23 protein-coding genes, 2 tRNA genes and 1 pseudogene are annotated in these 20,226 nt (G+C 61.6%); 7 read left to right on the forward strand and 19 right to left on the reverse strand.

Features of this window, described 5'->3' with window-relative positions; genetic code table 11:
* Nucleotides 1–399: 399 nt before the first annotated feature.
* A complete protein-coding gene (gene hemB, locus RMO95_RS05510; RefSeq protein WP_310449595.1) occupies nt 400–1,377 on the forward strand; it encodes a porphobilinogen synthase in 978 nt (325 codons plus the stop codon).
* A 27-nt stretch (nt 1,378–1,404) separates the two neighbouring features.
* Here hemB and slmA read toward each other — a convergent pair whose 3' ends face one another.
* The 13 genes from slmA to RMO95_RS05575 all read right to left on the reverse strand — a co-directional run bounded on the left by slmA (nt 1,405) and on the right by RMO95_RS05575 (nt 11,690).
* A complete protein-coding gene (slmA, locus tag RMO95_RS05515) occupies nt 1,405–1,992 on the reverse strand; it encodes a nucleoid occlusion factor SlmA (protein ID WP_310449596.1) in 588 nt (195 codons plus the stop codon).
* 21 nt (nt 1,993–2,013) lie between these two features.
* Complete coding sequence (argB, locus tag RMO95_RS05520) at nt 2,014–2,898, reverse strand: acetylglutamate kinase (RefSeq protein WP_310449597.1); 885 nt, start codon at nt 2,896–2,898, stop codon at nt 2,014–2,016.
* A gap of 138 nt (nt 2,899–3,036) precedes the next feature.
* Nucleotides 3,037–3,264 carry an Hsp20/alpha crystallin family protein gene (locus tag RMO95_RS05525; protein ID WP_310449598.1) on the reverse strand — a complete coding sequence of 76 codons (228 nt, stop codon included), beginning with the start codon at nt 3,262–3,264 and terminating at the stop codon, nt 3,037–3,039.
* On the reverse strand, nt 3,221–3,679 hold the full coding sequence (gene nudB / locus RMO95_RS05530; RefSeq protein ID WP_310449599.1) for a dihydroneopterin triphosphate diphosphatase: 459 nt from the start codon (nt 3,677–3,679) through the stop codon (nt 3,221–3,223). Before nudB ends, RMO95_RS05525 begins: the two co-directional genes overlap by 44 nt.
* The gene (locus RMO95_RS05535) at nt 3,679–4,131 is read right to left on the reverse strand and encodes a barstar family protein (RefSeq protein ID WP_310449600.1); all 453 of its coding nucleotides are present in this window, start codon (nt 4,129–4,131) and stop codon (nt 3,679–3,681) included. Before RMO95_RS05535 ends, nudB begins: the two co-directional genes overlap by 1 nt.
* Entirely contained in the window at nt 4,128–4,478 is a 351-nt protein-coding gene (locus RMO95_RS05540) for a ribonuclease domain-containing protein (protein WP_310449601.1), read from the reverse strand. The genes RMO95_RS05535 and RMO95_RS05540 overlap by 4 nt, the downstream gene beginning before the upstream one ends.
* 2 nt (nt 4,479–4,480) lie before the next feature.
* Entirely contained in the window at nt 4,481–6,292 is a 1,812-nt protein-coding gene (gene aspS / locus RMO95_RS05545) for an aspartate--tRNA ligase (RefSeq protein WP_310449602.1), read from the reverse strand.
* A gap of 36 nt (nt 6,293–6,328) precedes the next feature.
* On the reverse strand, nt 6,329–6,949 hold the full coding sequence (locus tag RMO95_RS05550; RefSeq protein WP_310449603.1) for a DUF502 domain-containing protein: 621 nt from the start codon (nt 6,947–6,949) through the stop codon (nt 6,329–6,331).
* Between the two features lie 11 nt (nt 6,950–6,960).
* Nucleotides 6,961–7,227: an FmdB family zinc ribbon protein gene (locus RMO95_RS05555; protein WP_310449604.1), complete on the reverse strand. Its 267-nt coding sequence runs from the start codon at nt 7,225–7,227 to the stop codon at nt 6,961–6,963.
* Between the two features lie 143 nt (nt 7,228–7,370).
* The gene (locus tag RMO95_RS05560; protein ID WP_310449605.1) at nt 7,371–8,225 is read right to left on the reverse strand and encodes an A24 family peptidase; all 855 of its coding nucleotides are present in this window, start codon (nt 8,223–8,225) and stop codon (nt 7,371–7,373) included.
* A 21-nt stretch (nt 8,226–8,246) separates the two neighbouring features.
* Nucleotides 8,247–9,479 carry a type II secretion system F family protein gene (locus RMO95_RS05565; protein ID WP_310449606.1) on the reverse strand — a complete coding sequence of 411 codons (1,233 nt, stop codon included), beginning with the start codon at nt 9,477–9,479 and terminating at the stop codon, nt 8,247–8,249.
* 115 nt (nt 9,480–9,594) lie between these two features.
* Nucleotides 9,595–10,866 (reverse strand): HlyC/CorC family transporter, encoded by a 1,272-nt coding sequence (locus RMO95_RS05570; protein WP_310449607.1) that lies wholly within the window; start codon nt 10,864–10,866, stop codon nt 9,595–9,597.
* Nucleotides 10,866–11,690, reverse strand: a complete 825-nt coding sequence (locus RMO95_RS05575; RefSeq protein ID WP_310449608.1) for a cytochrome c biogenesis protein CcsA — start codon at nt 11,688–11,690, stop codon at nt 10,866–10,868. Before RMO95_RS05575 ends, RMO95_RS05570 begins: the two co-directional genes overlap by 1 nt.
* Before the next feature lie 55 nt (nt 11,691–11,745).
* Here RMO95_RS05575 and ffh point away from each other — a divergent pair, with 55 nt between their 5' ends.
* Nucleotides 11,746–13,101, forward strand: coding sequence for a signal recognition particle protein (ffh, locus tag RMO95_RS05580; protein ID WP_310449609.1), 1,356 nt, complete (start codon nt 11,746–11,748; stop codon nt 13,099–13,101).
* A gap of 93 nt (nt 13,102–13,194) precedes the next feature.
* Here ffh and RMO95_RS05585 read toward each other — a convergent pair whose 3' ends face one another.
* Together RMO95_RS05585 and RMO95_RS05590 are read right to left on the reverse strand one after the other, a co-directional pair.
* The gene (locus RMO95_RS05585; RefSeq protein ID WP_409574928.1) at nt 13,195–13,785 is read right to left on the reverse strand and encodes a lytic transglycosylase domain-containing protein; all 591 of its coding nucleotides are present in this window, start codon (nt 13,783–13,785) and stop codon (nt 13,195–13,197) included.
* 8 nt (nt 13,786–13,793) lie between these two features.
* A complete protein-coding gene (locus tag RMO95_RS05590; RefSeq protein ID WP_310449611.1) occupies nt 13,794–15,521 on the reverse strand; it encodes a proline--tRNA ligase in 1,728 nt (575 codons plus the stop codon).
* A gap of 131 nt (nt 15,522–15,652) precedes the next feature.
* On the opposite strand from RMO95_RS05590, the gene RMO95_RS05595 reads away from it, so the two are divergent.
* Genes RMO95_RS05595 through coq7 form a run of 3 tightly spaced genes read left to right on the forward strand, consistent with a single transcriptional unit; the run spans nt 15,653 to nt 17,356 of the window.
* Entirely contained in the window at nt 15,653–16,180 is a 528-nt protein-coding gene (locus RMO95_RS05595) for an RNA pyrophosphohydrolase (protein ID WP_310449612.1), read from the forward strand.
* Nucleotides 16,177–16,719, forward strand: coding sequence for a CNP1-like family protein (locus tag RMO95_RS05600; protein WP_310449613.1), 543 nt, complete (start codon nt 16,177–16,179; stop codon nt 16,717–16,719). Before RMO95_RS05595 ends, RMO95_RS05600 begins: the two co-directional genes overlap by 4 nt.
* A 16-nt stretch (nt 16,720–16,735) precedes the next feature.
* The gene (gene coq7, locus RMO95_RS05605; RefSeq protein WP_310449614.1) at nt 16,736–17,356 is read left to right on the forward strand and encodes a 2-polyprenyl-3-methyl-6-methoxy-1,4-benzoquinone monooxygenase; all 621 of its coding nucleotides are present in this window, start codon (nt 16,736–16,738) and stop codon (nt 17,354–17,356) included.
* Here coq7 and RMO95_RS05610 read toward each other — a convergent pair.
* Entirely contained in the window at nt 17,342–17,767 is a 426-nt protein-coding gene (locus RMO95_RS05610) for an OsmC family protein (protein ID WP_310449615.1), read from the reverse strand. The two genes, coq7 and RMO95_RS05610, sit on opposite strands and share 15 nt — an antisense overlap.
* A gap of 474 nt (nt 17,768–18,241) precedes the next feature.
* On the opposite strand from RMO95_RS05610, the gene RMO95_RS05615 reads away from it, so the two are divergent.
* Nucleotides 18,242–18,317 (forward strand) — tRNA-Lys (locus RMO95_RS05615).
* Nucleotides 18,318–18,340: 23 nt separating this feature from the next.
* Nucleotides 18,341–18,416 (forward strand) — tRNA-Lys (locus RMO95_RS05620).
* Here the strand turns inward: RMO95_RS05620 and RMO95_RS05625 are convergent.
* The 3 genes and pseudogenes from RMO95_RS05625 to RMO95_RS05635 all read right to left on the reverse strand — a co-directional run.
* Complete coding sequence (locus RMO95_RS05625) at nt 18,404–19,507, reverse strand: site-specific integrase (protein ID WP_310449617.1); 1,104 nt, start codon at nt 19,505–19,507, stop codon at nt 18,404–18,406. The two genes, RMO95_RS05620 and RMO95_RS05625, sit on opposite strands and share 13 nt — an antisense overlap.
* Nucleotides 19,393–19,734, reverse strand: coding sequence for a helix-turn-helix domain-containing protein (locus RMO95_RS05630; protein ID WP_310449616.1), 342 nt, complete (start codon nt 19,732–19,734; stop codon nt 19,393–19,395). The genes RMO95_RS05625 and RMO95_RS05630 overlap by 115 nt, the downstream gene beginning before the upstream one ends.
* Nucleotide 19,735: 1 nt before the next feature.
* Nucleotides 19,736–20,226 (reverse strand): annotated as a pseudogene (locus RMO95_RS05635) (hypothetical protein); the annotation flags it as partial.

Genomic DNA, 20,226 nt, shown 5'->3' on the forward strand with positions numbered 1-20,226 from the left:
ATCGCGAGCAAGCTCGCTCCTACATCCATCGGTTTCAACATGTCTGCGTACTAGTTCCCGTTTCCTGGGAAATGCGCAGCGTTTCAGTTTCGGCGTAACGCCCGCGAAGCGGGGGTTACGCCGAAACTAAAGGGGCGGGGGGAGTTCTATAATTTGCCCAAAGGGCTTTTGGCTGCGCCAAAAATAAAAGCCCTCGACCAAAGGGGAGAAGGCCGAGGGCGAAACACCTTGAAATATTCAAGGCACCCGCTCAGGGAGGTGAAGCGGGAGACAGTACGAACGGGCGTCCGCCACTGTCTGCTTACTATGATAGATCGCTTGCGTTAAAGTTCAAGTAATGTTCAAAATATTTTCGAGGCTAAGCCAATGATTATAAAAGGGGTATTCCCTGGATCGCGGATGCGCCGGATGCGTCGCGATGACTTCTCGCGGCGCCTGATGCGTGAGCACACGCTTACGGCTGACGACCTTATTTATCCGGTTTTTGTTCTTGAGGGTTCGGGTCGCACCGAGGCCGTCGCGTCGATGCCCGGTGTCGAGCGCATGTCGCTGGACCGCCTGCTGCCCGTCGCGGAAAAGGCCTTGAAGCTGGGCGTGCCGGCACTGGCGCTGTTCCCCGTGGTGGATGGCAGCCGGAAAACTCCCGGTGCCGAAGAAGCGTGGAATCCGGCGGGTCTGGTGCCGACCGTGGTCGCGCGGCTCAAGCAGGAATTCCCCGAGCTCGGTGTGATCACCGACGTCGCCCTCGACCCCTATACCAGCCACGGCCAGGATGGCCTTATTGATCCGGCCGATCCGCGCGGCTACGTGATGAACGACGAGACGCTGGAAGCCCTGGCCAAACAGGCGCTATGCCACGCTCGCGCCGGTGCCGACGTGGTGGCGCCTTCGGACATGATGGACGGCCGCATCGGCCGCATCCGCGCCATGCTGGATGCCGAGAAGCTGATCCACACGCGCATCCTGGCCTATTCGGCGAAATACGCCTCGGCGTTCTACGGACCCTTCCGCGATGCGGTCGGCTCGGCCGGCAATTTGGGCAAGGGCAACAAATCCACTTACCAGATGGATCCGGGCAACAGCGACGAGGCCTTGCGCGAAGTGGCGCTGGATCTCGCCGAAGGCGCCGACATGGTGATGGTCAAGCCCGGCATGCCCTATCTCGACATCGTGCGCCGGGTCAAGGAGGAGTTCGGCGTGCCGACCTACGCCTACCAGGTCAGCGGCGAATACGCGATGCTCAAGGCCGCCGCGCAGAACGGCTGGCTGGCGCACGATGCGGTGATGATGGAGGCGCTGCTGTCCTTCAAGCGGGCCGGCTGCGACGGCATCCTGACTTATTTCGCGCTGGAAGTGGCAACCCTGCTCAACGCTTGAGAGTTGGCGCTGGCGGTACGGCGGTGATTACCTGGCAAGTATCGGCCATTGCGCCGGCCAGTTCGTCAGCGGATCGGCCTTGAAGCCGCTTTTGACGAAGCGTTGCCAGCGGCCCACGGCGTAGCAAACCAGCAGGTCGGCATGAGCGCCGAAGTCGTGTTCCGCCGCCAAGGCTCCCTGCGCCGAGGCGACCTTCAGGCATTGCTTGAGGGTGGCTTCGATGCGGTCCAGCAACTGGTTGATGCGGGCCTGCAGACGCGGGTTCTCATGGACCAGCGCATCACCCACCAGCACCCGCGTCAGACCGCGGTTTTTCTGCGCAAAGCGCAGCAGCGAGGCGACGATGGCCTCGGCCTGCTTGAGGCCGGACTCCTCGGCGGCTTCGATCTGGGTGATGACCGAAAATACTCCGCTTTCGATGAATTCGATCAAACCTTCGTACATCTGCGCCTTGCTCGCGAAGTGGCGGTAAAGCGCCGCCTCCGACACCTGCAACTGCTTGGCCAGCAGGGCCGTGGTGACCTTCTCCACGGCCGGTCGTTCCAGCATTTCGGCAATGGTTTGCAGGATCAGCAGTTTCTTTTCGCCGATTTTTGCGGCGCGGGCTTCGTTCATGGCGGCTTCAACCTGAGTGGGTCACTTCGATTTGATCAAGGTACCGACGCCTTCGTCGGTCAGGATTTCCAGCAACAGCGCGTGTTCGACGCGGCCGTCGATGATGTGCACGCCCTTCACGCCGCTCCTTGCTGCGTCCAGCGCCGAGCTGATCTTGGGCAGCATGCCGCCGGAGAGCGTGCCGTCCGCCACCATGTCGTCGATCTGCTTGGGCGTGATGCCGGTGATCAGCTTGCCGGACTGGTCCAGCACGCCCGGCGTATTGGTCAGCAGTACCAGTTTTTCCGCCCTCAGCACTTCGGCGATCTTGCCGGCAACGACGTCGGCGTTGATGTTGTAGGTTTCCCCTTCGCTGCCGACGCCGATCGGCGCGATCACCGGAATGAAGTCACCGGTGTCGAGCAGGGCGATCAGGCTGGGATCGATGGACACGATGTCGCCGACCTGGCCGATATCGATCAGGTCGCCCGGGACGTCCTTGTTTTCCATCATCAGCTTCTTGGCGCGGATGAAGTTGCCGTCCTTGCCGGTGAGGCCCACGGCCTTGCCGCCGTGCTGGTTGATCAGGTTCACGATTTCCTTGTTGACCTGGCCGCCGAGCACCATTTCAACCAGGTCCATGGTCTCGGCGTCGGTCACGCGCATGCCCTGGACGAATTCCCCCTTCTTGCCGACGCGCGCCAGCAGGTTCTCGATCTGCGGGCCGCCGCCGTGCACCACCACCGGGTTCATGCCGACCAGCTTGAGCAGCACCACATCGCGGGCGAAACACTGCTTCAGGTGTTCGTCGGTCATGGCGTTGCCGCCGTACTTGACGACGATGGTTTTGTCGTGGAAGCGCTTGATATAGGGCAGGGCCTCGGCCAGAACGCCGGCCTTAACGAGGGGAGCGAGCTTTTCAGTCATGGGTGTGGGCGAGTGCAAGTGATAACTTCGCCCATTCTACCGGCGTGCAAATGAAAACGGGGTGGGCCGCCGACGTTGCGGCGGATCACCCCGCGCGCTGCGGGACCTGGACCGGCGTGTCGCCAGCGCCGACTCGTGTTACTGGATGGTGATTTTGCGTGCCTGGGTCGCGGCTTTCTTCGGCAGTGCCAGTTCGAGTACGCCGTCGGTGTATTTGGCGCTTACCTGCGCCTTGTCGATTTTCTGCGCCAACCGGAAGCTGCGCGAAACCTTGCCGAAATAGCGCTCGGTACGCAACACACGCTCACCTTCCCTGCGGGCTTCACCCGGGTGCGGCGTGCGGGGCAAAACGTTGCGGCAATTCAAGGATGGCGTCGCGATTGGTCCACGAGAAGCAGGCGGCTGCCGCGTCGCGCCAGGGCAGCCAGCGATAGCCCAGATGCTCGTCGGGAGCAACGGTCACGTCGATCCGTTCCGGCAGGCACAGGCTGAAAACATGCTCGGTGTTGTGCATGACGCCGGGGGCGTAGCGATACCGCCACTCGGCAAAAATCTCGTAGAGATTGCTCAGTTGCCAGTCGATGAAATCGACGGCCGCGGAATCGATGCCGGTCTCTTCGCGCACTTCGCGGCGAGCCGTTTCCAGCAGTGGCTCGCCGTCTTCCTGGCTGCCGGTGACCGATTGCCAGAAGCCGGGGTGCTTGGTGCGTTCCAGCAGCAGCACCTCCAGGACCGGCGTGTGGATCACCACCAGCACCGAAACCGGCTTCTTGAATTCCATTAGTCCGGCTGGGCCACCGTCGGCAACCAGGCGATGCCGTCCGCCTGCATGTCCACCAGACACCAGAACGGCACACCGTCTTCGCGCCAAGTCGTCGCGGCCTCTTGGAAAATCTCCATCAGGGTGACGAAGTCGGCTTCCGCCCGGCCATGGATGCCATCGCAATGTTCGAGGATGATCACGTAGCCGGTGGCAGGCAGCCAGCCCATGTCAAGCAGGCTGTCGGCCAAGGCGTCCCAGTTGTGTCCGAACCACTCCGGAAAGCGCAGGGAGCGGGCGATGGCTGCCAGCATTTCATCCTTGTTGCGTGCTGCGGCCAGATCGACGTGCAGCACCACGCAACCGGCGGCCTGCGCACCGGCCAGCAGCTTGTCGATGGGGCCATGCGGCAAATGATGAACCCCGGCCTGGGCGGCGTTGCCAAACAGCTTTTCGTAATGGGCGGCACTCATCGCTGGATCCTGCGGAAGCTCTTGTAATGATCGGCAGTGTAGTAGAACACTGCCGGCGGTCTGTCACCCGCAACGATGCGCCGCGCGCCGCGGTCGGCACTGCCTGGCGTCTGCACGGTGTACTCGCGGTAGTAGACTTTCGCCTGTTCGGGCAGCCGGCGTTCGCGATTCTGGAAAACGATGCCGTCGCGACGGTAGGGAAAGGGACCGCCGGCGTCGATCAGCTTCAGCGTTGCGCGCGCCTCCTCCGGCAAAGCCGCCGCCGGGATGGTACCCACTCGGTTGTCGCGCGCCAGCGCGGTGCCGAACAGCGCGACACCGATCAGCGCGCACAGCAGGTGTCGCATGTTCAGGACTTGCCGACCTCAACCTGGGTTTCGACCTTCTGCCGCAGGCGGATGTGCAGTTCGCGCAACTGCTTTTCATCCACGTCCGACGGCGCATCGGTGAGCAGGCACTGCGCACGTTGCGTCTTGGGGAAGGCGATCACGTCGCGGATCGACTCGGCACCGGCCATCATGGTGACGATGCGGTCGAGACCGAAGGCCAGGCCGCCATGGGGCGGCGCGCCATACTTGAGGGCGTCGAGCAGGAAGCCGAATTTTGTCCGCTGTTCCTCGGGGCCGATGCCCAGTGCCTGGAATACCCTTTCCTGCACGGAGGCAGAGTGGATCCGCACCGAGCCGCCGCCCATTTCCCAACCGTTCAGCGCCAGGTCGTAGGCTTTGGCCAGGCATTTGCCCGGATCGGTCGCCATCAGGGCTTCGTGGCCGTCCTTGGGGCTGGTGAAGGGATGATGGCAGGCCGACCAGCGCTGGTTCTCCTCGTCGTACTCGAACATCGGGAAATCGACGACCCACAATGGCCGCCAGGCCGAGCCGTCGACGTAGCCCTTTTCGTGACCGAGCTTGGTGCGCAGGGCGCCCAGCGCGTCGTTGACGATCTTGGTCTTGTCGGCGCCGAAGAAGATCAGGTCGCCGGATTGCGCCCCGGTGCGCTCGATGATGGTCTTCAGCGCTGCGGCGTGGAGGTTCTTGACGATGGGCGACTGCAGGCCTTCCTCGTTGAGCTTGGTCGCGTCATTGACCTTGATGTAGGCCAGGCCGCGGGCGCCGTAGATCTTGACGAACTCCGTGTAGCCGTCGATCTCGCCGCGGGTAAGCGCAGTTGCCCCGAGCGCGCCGCCCGGCACGCGCAGCGCCGCGACACGGCCGCCGGAGGTGGCCGGACCGCTGAATACCTTGAAGGCGACGTCGGCCACCGCATCGGTGACCTCGGTGAGTTCGAGCGTGACGCGCAGGTCGGGTTTGTCCGAGCCGTAGCGGCCCATGGCTTCGGCGTAGCTGATGCGTGGGAAGGGATTGGGCAGGTCGACGTCAAGTGCTGTCTTGAATACGCTGCGGATCATTTCTTCCATCAGCGCCGTGATCTGCTCCTCGGTCAGGAAGGAGGTCTCGATATCGACCTGGGTGAATTCCGGCTGGCGGTCGGCGCGCAGGTCCTCGTCGCGGAAGCATTTGGTGATCTGGTAATAGCGGTCGAAGCCGGCCACCATCAGCAACTGCTTGAACAGCTGCGGCGATTGCGGCAGGGCGAAGAACTGACCCGGATGCACGCGCGAAGGCACCAGATAGTCGCGTGCGCCTTCGGGCGTCGACTTGGTCAGCATCGGCGTTTCGATGTCGATGAAGCCCTTTTCGTCGAGGAAGCGGCGGAAGGCCATGGCCACCTTGTAGCGCAGCATCAGGTTCTTCTGCATCTGCGGCCGGCGCAGGTCGATCACGCGATGGGTCAGGCGTACGTTCTCCGAAAGATTTTCCTCGTCGAGCTGGAAGGGCGGGGTCACCGCCGGATTGAGCACTTCCAGTTCATGGCAGAGGATTTCGATTTCGCCCGAGGCCAGGTTGGGATTCTCGGTGCCAGCCGGGCGGCGGCGCACCTTGCCGGTGACCTTCAGCACGAATTCGTTGCGCACGTCCTCGGCAATCCTGAACATCTCGGGACGATCCGGGTCGCAGACGATTTGCGCCAGCCCTTCGCGATCGCGCAGGTCGATGAATATGACGCCGCCATGGTCGCGGCGGCGATGGTTCCAGCCGCAAAGCGTGACGATCTGGTCGACATGGGAGGCATTCACCTCGCCGCAATAGTGGGTACGCATAGGATTTCCGAACGGTTGTGGTGCCCTTTCGGGCAATTACTGATTCTGGGCGCGCCCGCGGGGATTCCTCATGGGCGGGGCGACGACTCCCATGGAGACGATGTATTTGAGCGCTTCATCGACGTTCATGTCGAGTTCGATGACGTCTTTCTTCCTGACAAAAAAGAAGAAACCGTTAACCGGGCTGGGTGTGGTCGGGATGAAGACGCCGACATACTCTTCCGGCAGCATGTCGGCGACATCGCGGGCCGGATGCCCGGTTTGGAACGCCACCGCCCATGACTCGGGGTGCGGGTAGCGGACCAGCAAAACCTTGCGAAAGGCCACGCCACTGCCCGAGAACAGCGTATCGCTGACCTGCTTGACGCTGTAATAGATCGACTTGACGACGGGTATGCGCGCCAGCACGCCTTCCCAGAAGCGCACCAGCTTTTGGCCGACGATGTTTGCCGTGATCAGTCCGGTGAGGAAGACCACCAGTAAAGTCATCAGCGCACCGATGCCCGGAATGTACATGCCAAGCAGCTGCTCGGGTTGTATGGCTTGCGGCAACAGCAGCAAGGACTGGTCCATGGAGCGGACGATCAGCGACAACACCCAGGCCGTGATGGCCAGCGGAACCCAGATCAGGAGTCCCGTGATGAAATATTTTTTCAAGGCAACCGCTGTCAATTGTTGGCGGCGCAGCTACCTGTTCCACCTTGGCACGGCGGCGGGTTCTCGCTCTTGGCGGCCGCGGGTTTGCCGCCGCCGCTGCCCTTGAAGTCGGTGGCGTACCAGCCGTTGCCCTTGAGCTGAAAGCCCGGGGCAGTCAGCTGTTTGGCAAAGTTTTCGGTCTTGCATTCGGGGCAGGTGGTCAGCAACGGATCGCTGACCTTCCGCATGACATCTTTCTCAAAGCCGCATTCGGTGCAGCGATAAGCGTAGATCGGCATGAAATTCTCCGGCATTCTGGCAAAAAAGCGATTATAGCTGAAGGGCTTGGCGCGCCAGCTCAGCTCGCCATCCCAATTCGAGAAATCGGGGTGAAGTCCGCCGTTTCAAGCGGAAAAGACAATATTCGGATGGGGGCAGGTGCCTAGAGGCTGGCGCCGAGATAGGCGCGGGTCAAGGGCTTGCCCCAGATCAGGGCAATAATCCCCGATGCCGCCAGGTAGGGCCCGAAAGGAATCGGTACGTTGCGGTTGTGACGGGCAAACACCATCAGACCGATGCCGACCGCTGCGCCGACCAGGGACGACAGCAGGATGGTCAAGGGCAGCATCTGCCAGCCAAGCCAGGCACCGAGCGCGGCAAGCAGTTTGAAATCGCCATAGCCCATGCCTTCCTTGCCGGTGGTGAGCTTGAACCCCCAATATACGGCCCACAGGGCCAGATACCCGGCCATGGCGCCGATGACGGCGCTCTTCAAGTCGGTGTAGACACCGAAGGCATTGAGCGCCAGGCCGATCCAGAGCAGGGGCAGGGTAATGTCGTCGGGTAACAACTGGGTGTCGAAGTCAATACCGGTCAGAGCAATCAGCGCGGCGACCAGCACCAGGGCGCCCAGGCCCGCGGCGCTGAAGCCAAAATGCCAGGCCGCCAAGCCGAACAGCAGCCCGGTCAGTGCTTCGATCAGCGGATAGCGTACCGAAATCGGGGTGGCGCAGCCCTTGCATATCCCGCGCAGGAGAACCCAGCTGACAATCGGGATGTTCTCCATGGCCGTGATCGGATGACCGCACTGCGGGCAACGCGAACGGGGTTTGGCAAGCGTGAGCGGCTCGAAGGCGGGCGGCGTTTCGCCCCTCAGTTCCGCACATTGCAGCGCCCAGTCGCGTTCCATCATGATCGGCAGGCGATGGATGACGACGTTCAGAAAGCTGCCGACCATCAGGCCGAGCAATCCGGCGGCAAGGGCAAACACCGCCGGGTCGGCGAGCAGCGCAATCATCCGCAGTAGCTGACAGTCGGCTTAGCCGACAACCGAGCCGAGCTTGAAGATCGGCAGGTACATGGCCACCACCAGGCCGCCGATCAGGCCGCCGAGAAAGACCATGATGATCGGTTCCATCAGGCTGGAGAGCGTTTCGACGGCTTCGTCCACTTCGGCCTCGAAAAAGTCGGCGGTCTTGCCCAGCATTGAATCGAGCTGGCCGGACTCTTCGCCGATGGCGACCATCTGCGTCACCATGGGCGGAAAGACGCCGGAATTCTCCATGGCGACAGTCAGGCTCGATCCGGTAGAGACTTCAGCCTGAATTTTGCTGGTTGCAAGGGTGTAGACATAATTCCCCGCGGCGCCGCCGACCGAATCGAGGGCATCGACCAGCGGCACGCCGGCGGCAAACATCGTGGACAGGGTTCGCGTCCAGCGTGCGATGGAAGATTTCTTGATCAGGTCACCGAACACCGGAACCTTGAGAAAGTATCTGTCCGCAGCAATCTGCACCGCGCGGGAACGCTTGAATGCTTGAATGATGCCGTAGATGACCGCGTAAATTCCGCCGAAAATAAGATACCAATTGGCCACGAAGTAATCGGAAATCGCGATCACGACGAGGGTGGGCGCAGGCAACTCGCCGCCGAAACTGGCAAACACGCCCTTGAAGGCCGGCACCACGAAAATCATGATCACCGCGGTGATGACAAAGGCGACGATGAGAATCGAGATTGGATAGAACAGGGCGCCCTTGATCTTGGACTTGATCGCCTGGATTTTTTCTTTATAAGTGGCCAGCCGATCCAGCAGCGTGTCGAGAATACCCGCCTGCTCACCGGCTTCGACCAGGTTGCAGAACAGCGCATCAAAATATTGTGGGTACTTGCGGAATGCAGACGCAAGATTGGACCCGGTTTCGACATCGGACTTGATGTCGAACAGCAGCTTGGCAAGGCTTGGATTGTTGGTGCCCTTGCCGACGATGTCGAAGGACTGCAGCAGCGGCACACCGGACTTGACCATGGTCGCGAGCTGGCGGGAGAACAGCGTAATGTCCTTGTCCGAAACCTTGCCGCCGCCACCGACCTTCTGCTTCTTGAGCTTGGTGATGTTGATGCCTTGCCGCCTCAGCGCCGCGTTCGCCGCTGCTTCGCTGGCCGCCTTGACTTCGCCACGAACGACCTTGCCCTGCTTGTTCTTGCCTTCCCAGGAAAAATTGAGTTCCTTCGGGCCCACCTTTTTCTCTGCCTTGCCTGCTGTGGCCATCGGCTTCTCCCGCTTGATTTTTAGTTTCGGCCGCTACGTCTGACGCCGAGAACCGGCTTTAGCCTCCACTGAAACTTTGTTCCAGGCATTCTACGCCCTGACTATGCCGAGAGTATCACTCTCCGGCGGGACGGTGAAGCCGTACCATTTTGATCTTTCGATCCTGTGTTTGCACGATCTCCATCGCCACGCCTCCCACCCGTAAGCCGACGCCGACCTCCGGGATGTCCTGCAAATGCTCGACGATCAGGCCGTTGAGCGTACGCGGTCCATCCAGGGGGAACTCCAGATTCAGCATGCGGTTGAGTTCGCGCAAGGTGGCCGCACCATCCACCAGCACCAGGCCATCGTCGTTCCAGGAAAGCGATCCGGCAACATCCGACTGTCGCGTGGTGAACTTGCCGACCAGTTCTTCGATGATGTCTTCCAGGGTCACCAATCCTTCGATCTCGCCATATTCGTCCACCACCAGTCCCATGCGCTGCCGATTTTCGCGAAAGAACTGAAGCTGGGTATAGATCGGCGTCGCCGCCGGTATGAAGTAGGGTTCGGACATGCGCTCGCGCAGTGTCGAGTGATCTATCTCGCCGGCAAAGGCTTCGGCCAGCAGCCGACGTTGATGCATGATGCCGACGATGTTGGCTGGATCGTCTTCGAATACGGCGACCCGCGTGTGAAAACTGGTAGCCAGTTGTGCCTTGATGCTCTCGATCGGCGCCGCAATGTCGATCGCCTCGATTTCCCCGCGCGGGGTCATGATGTCGGCGACCGTCAATTGCTCCAGTTCGAACAGGTTGAGCAATATGGAGCGATGCTGCTGCGGAATGAAGCTGCTCGACTCCAGCACCAGGGAGCGCAGTTCCTCGGCGCTGAGTCTGGAATTCTCGCCGCCCGCCTTCGGCTTGAGGCGCAGCAGCCAGAGTAGGCCGTCGACGAACAGGTTGACGAACCAGACCACCGGGTAGGCGGTACGCAACAGAGGCCAGATCACGTAGGCGAGGATTCGCGCCAGCCGGTCGGCGTGGCTGGCGCCGAGTATCTTCGGCGTGATTTCGGCGAACACCAGGATGGCAAACGTCACCAGCAGGGTGCCGATGGAAAGCGCCCACTTTTCCTCGCCGAACAATTCGATGGTGATGACCGAGACCAGGGTCGCGGCCGCGGCGTTGATCAGATTGTTGCCGAGCAGGACCACGCCCAACATCTTGTCGGTACGGCCGAGCAGGTCGAGGGCCAGCTTCGCCCCCCGGTCCCCCTGGCTGGCAAGGTGGCGCAGTCGATGGCGGTTCGCCGCCATCATCGCCGTTTCGGTGATCGAAAAGAAAGCGGAACAACCCAGCAGTACCGCCAGCACGACGAACTGCGCGGATAAGGGAATACCTTCCATCAGCGGCCTAGAATTACCTCAAGCACGAAGCGGCTGCCGACATAGGCCAGCAACAGGGCGGCGAACCCGGCCAGGGTCCAGCGCAGGGCTACCCGCCCGCGCCAGCCGCGCAAGTGGCGGCCGGTCAGCAGTGCGGCGAAAATGAGCCAGGAGAGGATGGCGAACACCGTCTTGTGATTGAACGTCAGTGCCTTACCGAACAGGGTTTCGGAGAAGAACACGCCGGAAATCAGGGTGAGGGTGAGCAGGACGAAGGCGACGTGAATCAGGCGAAACAGCAGCGCCTCCATGGTCAGCAGGGGCGGCAGGCCGGCAAGCAAGGGCGAGATGCGGCCCCGATGCAGTCCCCTTTCGGCGGTCGCCATCAACAGGGCATGCAGCGCAGCCAGGGTAAACAGGCTGTAGGCCAGCATCGCCATCAGGAAGTGCATACGGAAAGCCATCGAGCCGGCGTTGGTCAGCACATGGGCTTCGGAGAAGATGGCAGGCAGCATGGCCGCGACCGAGGCGGCCGGCAGCCCGAGGACCTGCAAGCCTTCCATGCGGGCGTAGAAACTTTCGATCCAGTACAGCGCAATGGCCAGCCACAAAATCACGGAAAGCGCGATGGCGAAGCCGAAACGCATGCTTTCGCCGTCGAATATGGCCATGCGCAAACTGACGCCATGGGCGATCAACGCCACCAGCAGGAGGCTGCGCTCGCCAATTCCGAGGCCTCCCGACGGTTGGTCGAGCAAGGGTCCGCGCCAGCGCGTGCGCCAAAGATGTACCGCCAGGCCGGCATAAAGGGCTGCGGCCAGCGGATGCATTAAGATTGCGGGCATCGGCGAAGTCTACACCAAGCCTTCCATCTCTTAATGCATCTACCCTCATCCATTCATGCTAGATAACCTTACCCAGCGTCTTGGCCGTGTCGTCAAGAACTTGCGCGGCCAGGCGCGCCTGACCGACGACAATATTTCCGACATGCTGCGCGAAGTGCGCATGGCCCTGCTCGAAGCCGACGTGGCCCTGCCGGTGGTCAAGGATTTCATCGCTCGCGTCAAGGAAAAGGCGCTCGGACAGGAGGTCATCGGTTCGCTGACCCCTGGCCAGGCACTGGTCGGCGTCGTGCACCGCGAGCTTACTGAACTGATGGGCGGCGCCAGCGTCGGCCTCAATCTCGCCGCCCAGCCCCCGGCCGTGATCCTGATGTCCGGTCTGCAGGGCGCCGGCAAGACCACCACCACGGCGAAGCTCGGCAAGTGGCTCAAGGAACGGCAGAAGAAGAAGGTGCTGACGGTCAGTTGCGACGTCTATCGTCCCGCCGCCATCGAGCAGCTGAAAGCCGTTTCAGCCCAGGCCGGAATAGACTTTTTCCCGTCTTCGGGTGAGCAAAAACCGGCCGCCATCGCTGCGGCGGCGCTGGATTACGCCAAGCGGCATTATTACGACGTGATTTTCGTCGACACCGCCGGGCGCCTGGCCATCGACGAAGCGATGATGGCCGAAATCAAGGATCTGCACGCGCTGCTGAATCCGATCGAAACCCTGTTCGTGGTCGATGCGATGCTTGGCCAGGATGCGGTGAACACGGCCAAGGCATTCAACGAGGCCCTGCCACTGACCGGCGTGATCCTGACCAAACTCGACGGCGATTCGCGCGGCGGCGCTGCGCTGTCGGTGCGTCACGTCACTGGCAAGCCGATCAAGTTCGCTGGCGTCGGCGAGAAGCTCACCGGCCTTGAGGAATTCCATCCCGAACGCATGGCCTCGCGCATCCTCGGCATGGGCGACATCCTCGGCCTGGTCGAGGAAGCGCAGCGCGGCGTCGATCAGGACAAGGCGCAGGAATTCGTCAAGAAAATGAAGTCGGGCAAGGGCTTCGACCTCAACGACTTCAAGGACCAGATTGGGCAAATGAAAAAGATGGGCGGCATGGCCGCGATGCTCGACAAGCTGCCGGCGCAGTTCAGCGCCATGGCGCAAAAGGCCGGCGGCGGCATGGAAGACAAGACGGTGCGGCGCCTCGAAGGCATCATCAACTCGATGACGCCGGGGGAACGCAGCAAACCGGAAATCATCAAGGCCAACCGCAAGCGCCGCATCGCCACCGGCGCCGGCGTGTCGGTGCAAGAGGTCAACCGCCTGCTCAATCAGTTCGAGCAGACGCAGAAGATGATGAAGCAGTTCTCCAAGGGGGGAATGCAGAAAATGATGCGCGGCATGAAGGGGATGTTGCCGGGCATGCGCTGATTTCTTCGCCGTAGCGGACTCGGCCTGCCTGGGATTCCGCTTAGCGGGCCGGCAAGCGCAAACTCTTGCGGCCGTTTCGATTCGGCACGGCGACTAGCGCGGCCCGATCACGCGCGGCCCCCAGTGCCATTGCCGCTCCCACGCGCTGCGCACCATGTTCGGGTAGTCGGGCTTGCCCAGGCTGCCGTTGTAGCGACCCAGCGCGCGGTAGAGGTCGCCTTTCTCGATGTCCAGGTAGTGACGCAGGATGGTGCAGCCGAAGCGCAGGTTGGTACGCAAGTGGAACAGGTTGCTGTCCTTGTTGCCGATCAGGCGCACCCAGAAGGGCATCACCTGCATGTAGCCGCGCGCACCCGCCGACGAAACCGAATACTTCTTGAAGCCGCTCTCGACCTGGATCAGCCCCAGCACCATCTGTGGATCGAGGCCGGCGCGCTTGGCCTCGTAATGGACGGTCTTGAGAAATTCGAGGCGTGCCTCGCGGTCCGGCATGCGCCGGCTCAGGCGCGACGACATCTCGGTCAGCCAGTCGACCTTTTCCCTGATCGAGGAGAACTGCGGTTCCGGTGCGGCGCGATCGGCAATCGCCGCGTGCAATGCCGCCTGGACGCTGGCCGCGAGCGGCTCATACTGCTGTGCGCCGGCAAGGGCCGCGGTCGGCGAGAGCGCAGCGGCAAGGCACAGCGCAAATACTAGCCGTCGCACAGCTTTTGTTTGAGGAAGGCCGTCATGTCGCTGGCGGCAACCATGGTCGCCTCGGCGTCCGTGCGGCCCTTGTATTCGAGCTTGCCTTCCTTGAGGCCGCGCTCGCCGACCACCACGCGATGCGGTATGCCGATCAGTTCCCAGTCGGCGAACATCGAGCCGGGCCGCTCGTCGCGGTCATCCAGTATCGCGTCGATGCCGGCGGCCAGCAGTTCGGCGTGGAGAGCGCCGGCGGCAGCGCGGACGGTTTCCGACTTGGCGTAGTTCATCGGCACCACGGCCACGGCGAAGGGTGCAATGCCAGCCGGAAAAATGATGCCGCGCTCGTCGTGGCCCTGCTCGATGGCGGCGCCGACGATGCGCGAGACGCCGATGCCGTAGCAGCCCATTTCCATGACATGGTCCTTGCCCTGCTCGTCGAGGAAAGTGCATTTCAGCGCTTCGGCATACTTGGTGCGCAACTGGAAGATGTGGCCGACTTCGATACCGCGGCACAGTTCGAGCGCGCCCTTGCCGTCCGGCGAGGGGTCGCCCTCGACCACATTGCGGATGTCGGCCACGGTTTCCGGTTGCGGCAGGTCGCGGCCGAAATTGACGCCGGTGAGGTGGTAGCCCTCTTCGTTGGCGCCGCACACGCAGTCGCTCATCGCCGCGACGCTGCGGTCGGCCACGACCCGGCCGTTGAATCCCACGGCGCCGATATAGCCGGCCTTGCAGCCGAGCGCTTCGACGATTTCCTCGTCGCGGGCGAAGCGGAATTCGCCGACCACTTTCTGCGCCTTGATTTCGTTCAGGTCGTGGTCGCCGCGCAGCAGCAACAGGACGAATTCGCTGCCGCCGTCCTTTTCCGCCATCACGGCGATGGCCTTGACCGTCTGCGTCAGCGGCAGGCCGAGGAAGGCTGCGACGTCCTCGCACTTGGTCTTGCCCGGCGTGGCCTTCTTTTCCATGGGCGCCGCGAGTTTTACCGTATCGCCAGCACCAACTTTCGTCGGCGCGACCGCTTCCGCCAGTTCCACGTTCGCCGCGTAGTCGGATGCGGGGCAGAAGGCGATCGCATCCTCGCCCGAGTCCGCCAGCACATGGAACTCGTGCGAGCCGGTGCCGCCGATGGCGCCGGTGTCCGCGGCCACGGCGCGGAACTTCAGCCCGAGGCGGATGAAAATACGGCTGTAGGTCTCGTACATGTTGCGGTATTCGCGTTCCAGATCGGCGTAGGAGGCGTGGAAGGAGTAGCCGTCCTTCATGAGGAACTCGCGTCCGCGCATGACGCCGAAGCGCGGCCGGATCTCGTCGCGAAACTTGGTCTGGATCTGGTAGAAATGGCGCGGCAACTGGCGATAGCTCCTGATTTCGCGACGCACCACGTCGGTGATGACCTCCTCGTGCGTCGGCCCGATCACGAAATCGCGCTGGTGGCGGTCCTTGAAGCGCAGCAGTTCCGGGCCGTATTTCGGGCCACGCCCGGATTCCTCCCACAATTCGAAAGGTTGCACGGCCGGCATGAGCAGTTCGATGGCGCCGGCCCTGTCCATCTCCTGGCGCACGATGTTCTCGACCTTGCGCAGCACGCGCAGGCCCATCGGCAGCCAGGTGTAGATGCCGCCGGCGAGGCGGCGGATCAGGCCGGCGCGCAGCATCAACTGATGGCTGACGATTTCGGCGTCGGAGGGAGCTTCCTTGAGGGTGGCGATGAAAAACTGGCTGGCGCGCATGGCTGTAGGCTGAAAGGCGGGAAACAGTCATTTTACCCGCGGCCGCCAACTTGCAGATGCGACGCGCGCGGCTTTCCAGCGACGCGGGATTGTGAAAGAATGGACCCCAATCAATCATTGGAATATGCATCATGCTCGATCGTGAAGGCTTTCGCCCGAACGTCGGCATCGTTCTGGTCAACAGTCGCAACGAGGTGTTTTGGGGCAAACGGATCCGCGAACATTCCTGGCAGTTCCCGCAAGGGGGCATCAAGAAGGGCGAAACGCCCGAGCAGGCGATGCTGCGCGAACTGGAGGAGGAAACCGGCCTCAAACCCGAACATGTGCGGATCATCGGTCGCACGCGCGACTGGTTGCGCTATGAGGTGCCGAAGCACTGGATTCGCCGCGAATGGCGCAGCACTTACCGTGGGCAGAAACAAATCTGGTTTCTGCTGCGTCTGGTCGGCCGCGACAGCGACGTCTGCCTGCGCGCCAGCGAACACCCGGAATTCGACGCCTGGCGCTGGAACAGCTACTGGATTCCCCTGGGCAGCGTGATTGAATTCAAACGCAGCGTTTATGAGGCGGCCCTGATGGAGTTGGCGCGCCTGCTGTTCGTGCATCCCGAAGAGCGCACGCCGCGCTGGGAAACGGATACCGTGGACCAGGCGAAATGAAGCGCTGGGCCGCCTTGTTCCTGGCGGTGCTGGCGGGCAGTGCGGCGGCTCAGTTCGGTTCTTTCCCGCGTTCCGACAAGGAAAATTACTACGACGACGAGGACGAGAAGCCTTGGCAGGAGCAGAAGGAAGTCGACCTTCCCGCCTTTCCGAATCAGGCGGATCTGGCGGAGTTCTACGTCAGTTCCGCGGCGACCAACAAGTTTTTCATCGACGCCAGTACGCTGGCCGTTGGCGCCGACGGTGTGGTGCGCTACGTGCTGGTGGTCAAAGCCTCAGGCGGCGCCACCAATGTCAGCTTCGAAGGCATCAATTGCAAGGATCGCAGCTGGAAACTCTATGCGACGGGACGCAGCGACAATAGCTGGAACCGATCGCAGGCTTCGCGGGTCCAGTGGCGACCCATCGAGAATAAACCCGTCAATCGGCACCACGCGGCATTGAGCCGGGACTTCTTTTGCCCGGGCGGGATCGCCATCTACACCGCGGACGAAGGGCGCAACGCCTTGCGTCTGGGCAAGCATCCCAATTCACTCTGACTTCAGGGAGTCCTCCTTGATCGACGCACTCATTCCGGAATTCGACAAGGCGCTGCGCGCCGTCTTCGCCGCGGCCCCGACCCGGCGACCGATGCCGGGGGCGGACCTGCCGGAAGGCGAGTTGAGCGAGGCCGAGAAACGCCATGTCGCCGCGCTGATGCGGGTCAACCACTGCGGCGAAATCTGCGCCCAGGCCCTGTACCAGGGGCAGGCGCTGAGCTCGCGCGACCCGGCGGTGAAGCGCGAGCTGGAGACGGCGGCCTGGGAGGAAACCGAGCACCTGAACTGGACGGAGCGGCGCATCGCCGAACTCGGCGGGCGCAAGAGCCTGCTCAATCCGCTGTGGTATGCCGGCTCGCTGGCGATCGGGGCGTTCGCGGGGAAATGCGGCGATGCTTGGAGCCTGGGTTTTCTGGCCGAAACCGAACGCCAGGTGGAAGGGCACTTGGAAAGCCACATGACAAGCCTGCCGGCGCAGGATCGCAAGTCATGGGAGGTGCTGGAACAGATGAAAGCCGACGAGATGCGCCATGCCGAAACGGCGAGTCATTACGGCGCCCGGGATCTTCCGCTCCCCGTCAGGTGGGCGATGAGGCTTTCGTCGAAGCTGATGACCAGGCTTTCATACATCGCCTGACTCGACCACCTCGAAGCTGTGAGTGATCGATGCCGTCTTGCCCAGCATGATCGACGCCGAGCAGTATTTTTCCGCGGATAGCTTGACGGCGCGTTCGACGATCTCGCGCTTGAGCTTGTTTCCGGTCACCACGAAGTGCATGTTGATCTCCGTGAAAACCTTGGGGTCCGTCTCGGCACGCTCGGCCTGAAGTTTCACTTCGCAGCCGCTGACCTCATGGCGGCCGCGCTTCAGGATCAGGACGATATCGAAGGCGGTACAGCCTCCGGTGCCGGCCAGCAGCAGTTCCATCGGCCGCGGCGCCAGGTTGCGCCCGCCCGCGTCGGGCGCCCCGTCCATGCATACCAGATGTCCGCTGCCGGTCTCGGCAACAAAACTCATCCCCTCATGCCAGCGTACCGTGCATTCCATTGCCGTCCCTCCCAGTGGTCACGGCCGGCATTCTAGCCGTCGTATCCAGGCGCAACTGTCGCGTTGCAGCATTTGACGCCTGGCCGCGGGGGCGTCGGACTGTCGGGTCGTCGCTTGCCCCCGGTTTGGCGCCATCTATAATTTTGTTATAAATCAATAAAATAAATAGCGACAGGCCCAAACAAATGCGCAATCTGACAACCCGTTGCGCAATGCACAAAAAACCTTGCATTGCAGCAAAACCTATGCAAGAATTTATCCAACCTGACACCGACTGACGCAAGGTATATCTAGTGGCAGTTCGTGTTGGACCCTGTCTCCTCCTCCCTCCTCCTATGGAGTGGATTAAGCGCAATCCCATTCGGGTTGCGTTTTTTTTTGCCGGTTTCGGCGCAATTTCTTTTAATTGAGCTGAATTGCGATCGGGTTTGACAGCGCTGGGGAAGGTCTGTACGATTCGCGCCCTTCTAGGCTGGGTCGGTAGCTCAGTCGGTAGAGCAGCGGACTTTTAATCCGTTGGTCGCGAGTTCGAATCTCGCCCGACCCACCACCGTAATATATAATTTGCAATTCGGGTTGTTAGCTCAGTTGGTAGAGCAGCGGACTCTTAATCCGTAGGTCGAGTGTTCGAGCCACTCACAACCCACCAGTCTTTAAGCGGCCTCCAGCGATGGGGGCCGTTTTTTTTCTGGCAGACCGTAGAGAAAACGTAGGGAGCTGGACTACGTTCCCGCCACTGTCCCCGCCGGTCCCTACAGGGTGGCTTTCGATCCGCGCCGCCGCTACCGTCAAATGCTCGGTCGCAAACTTTGCATAGCGATCCACCATCTGACGCGACTTCCAGCCGCCCAGGTCTTTCAGCTCGTCGCAGGACGTTCCCGCCTGCCGATGCCAAGAAGCCCAGGTATGCCGCAGGTCATGAAAGCGCAAATCCGTAAAGCCCGCTTCCTTGACCGCCCGTCGCCAAATCTTGTCGCTGATCTGCCAACGGATCGGCTTGTCATTGAAGGTAAAGCAGTACTGCTTGTGCTTCCCCTGCTGCGCCTTCAAGACGTCCATCGCATCCTTGTTCAACGGTACGCCTCGCGGCGTTCCATTCTTGGTTTGATTCAACCAGGCCGTATGCCTGTCCAAATCCACCCGTTCCCACTCCAGGCCGGTAATTTCCCTGGCACGGCAGCCGGTCGCCAATGCAAACCGCACCAGCGCCGCCAGGTGGTCAGGACACGCCATTAAGAACGTTTCCGACTCCTCGCGGGTCAGCCACCGATCCCGCTCCACTTCGCCGCCCAACAGTCGGACTTTCGGGAAGGTGTCGATCCACTGCCATTCGTCCCGAGCCATACGCAACAGGCTCCGCACGGTGGCGAGGTAGCGATTCACCGTTGCCGGTTTATTGCCCTTCTCCAACTCCCCCTGGACGATGGACCAAATCACGTCGCCGTTGATCTGATCCAGGGTAAGACTCCCCAGGTAGGGGTCGAGCATGCGACAAATCCGCCGAACATCCTCGATGCTGCGAAGATTCACCTTGATTGCCAGATACCGCACCACGGCCTCCTGCCACGTCCGCGCCGGCTTTACCCCGAGATACGCCTGCTGAAACGCCTCGTGCCTGAGTTTTGCTACATAGGCTTCGGCTTGCTGGCGATCTTCGGTTTTAGAGCTTCGGCATACGCGCTGACCGTTAGAGAGGGTTGTATCAATCCACCAGAATCGTGAATCCTTGCGCCGGTAGATTCCTGCTTCTTGAGCCATAGGGATTTCTCCTTTCTGGCCCACCCTCGCTGCTTATACTCATCGAGCCAGGCATCCAAGTCAAGCCGGTCATAGACGCAACGGCGGCCGAGCTTGACGAAAGGAATATCCAACTCGCTGAGCAGCGTCACCCCGATCCCGAGATAGGCCGAAGCCTCTTCCTTGGACAGGCAACGCACGGCAGGCAGGGGCAGGCCGGAATCGTCCATTTCAGGAACCGTCCCGAGCCTTGCGATAGGCTTCCGCATTCCGGGCGCTGATGTCTTCATCGAGACCGTCCAACCCGCGCTGATCGTTGCGCAGGGTATTAAACAGCCGCCCTTTGATTGCCAGCTTCTGATCGAGGTATTCATCGAAGCTCAGGCCCAGGTGCTTTGCTATGGCACTGTGATGGGCATAGAGAGCCGTCATAAGCGCTTTGTAGCCTTCCAGCGAGTCTTCGATACCCTCCCGTGCCATAAACGACACCAGGACGCTCAGGGCCATCGAAAAGAGCTTGTCGTCACCAGGGGCCCGCGCTTTGGTAAAACGGCGCGTCAGCGGCCCGCCATTGGTTTCCCAATCGATGGAGGACAGATAGCCCCACAGCGGATGAATCGGCCAGCGGGAGCGGGTTTTATCGTCGGGATTGGGAATCGTGAGCTTCCGGCGCGCGTCAAGGTAGTTGTCGCCTCGGTCATGCGGCCAACGGTTGAATATGG

The organism is Sulfuritalea sp. (genome assembly GCF_031426875.1).
In the GTDB taxonomy this organism is placed as follows: Bacteria; Pseudomonadota; Gammaproteobacteria; order Burkholderiales; family Rhodocyclaceae; genus Sulfuritalea.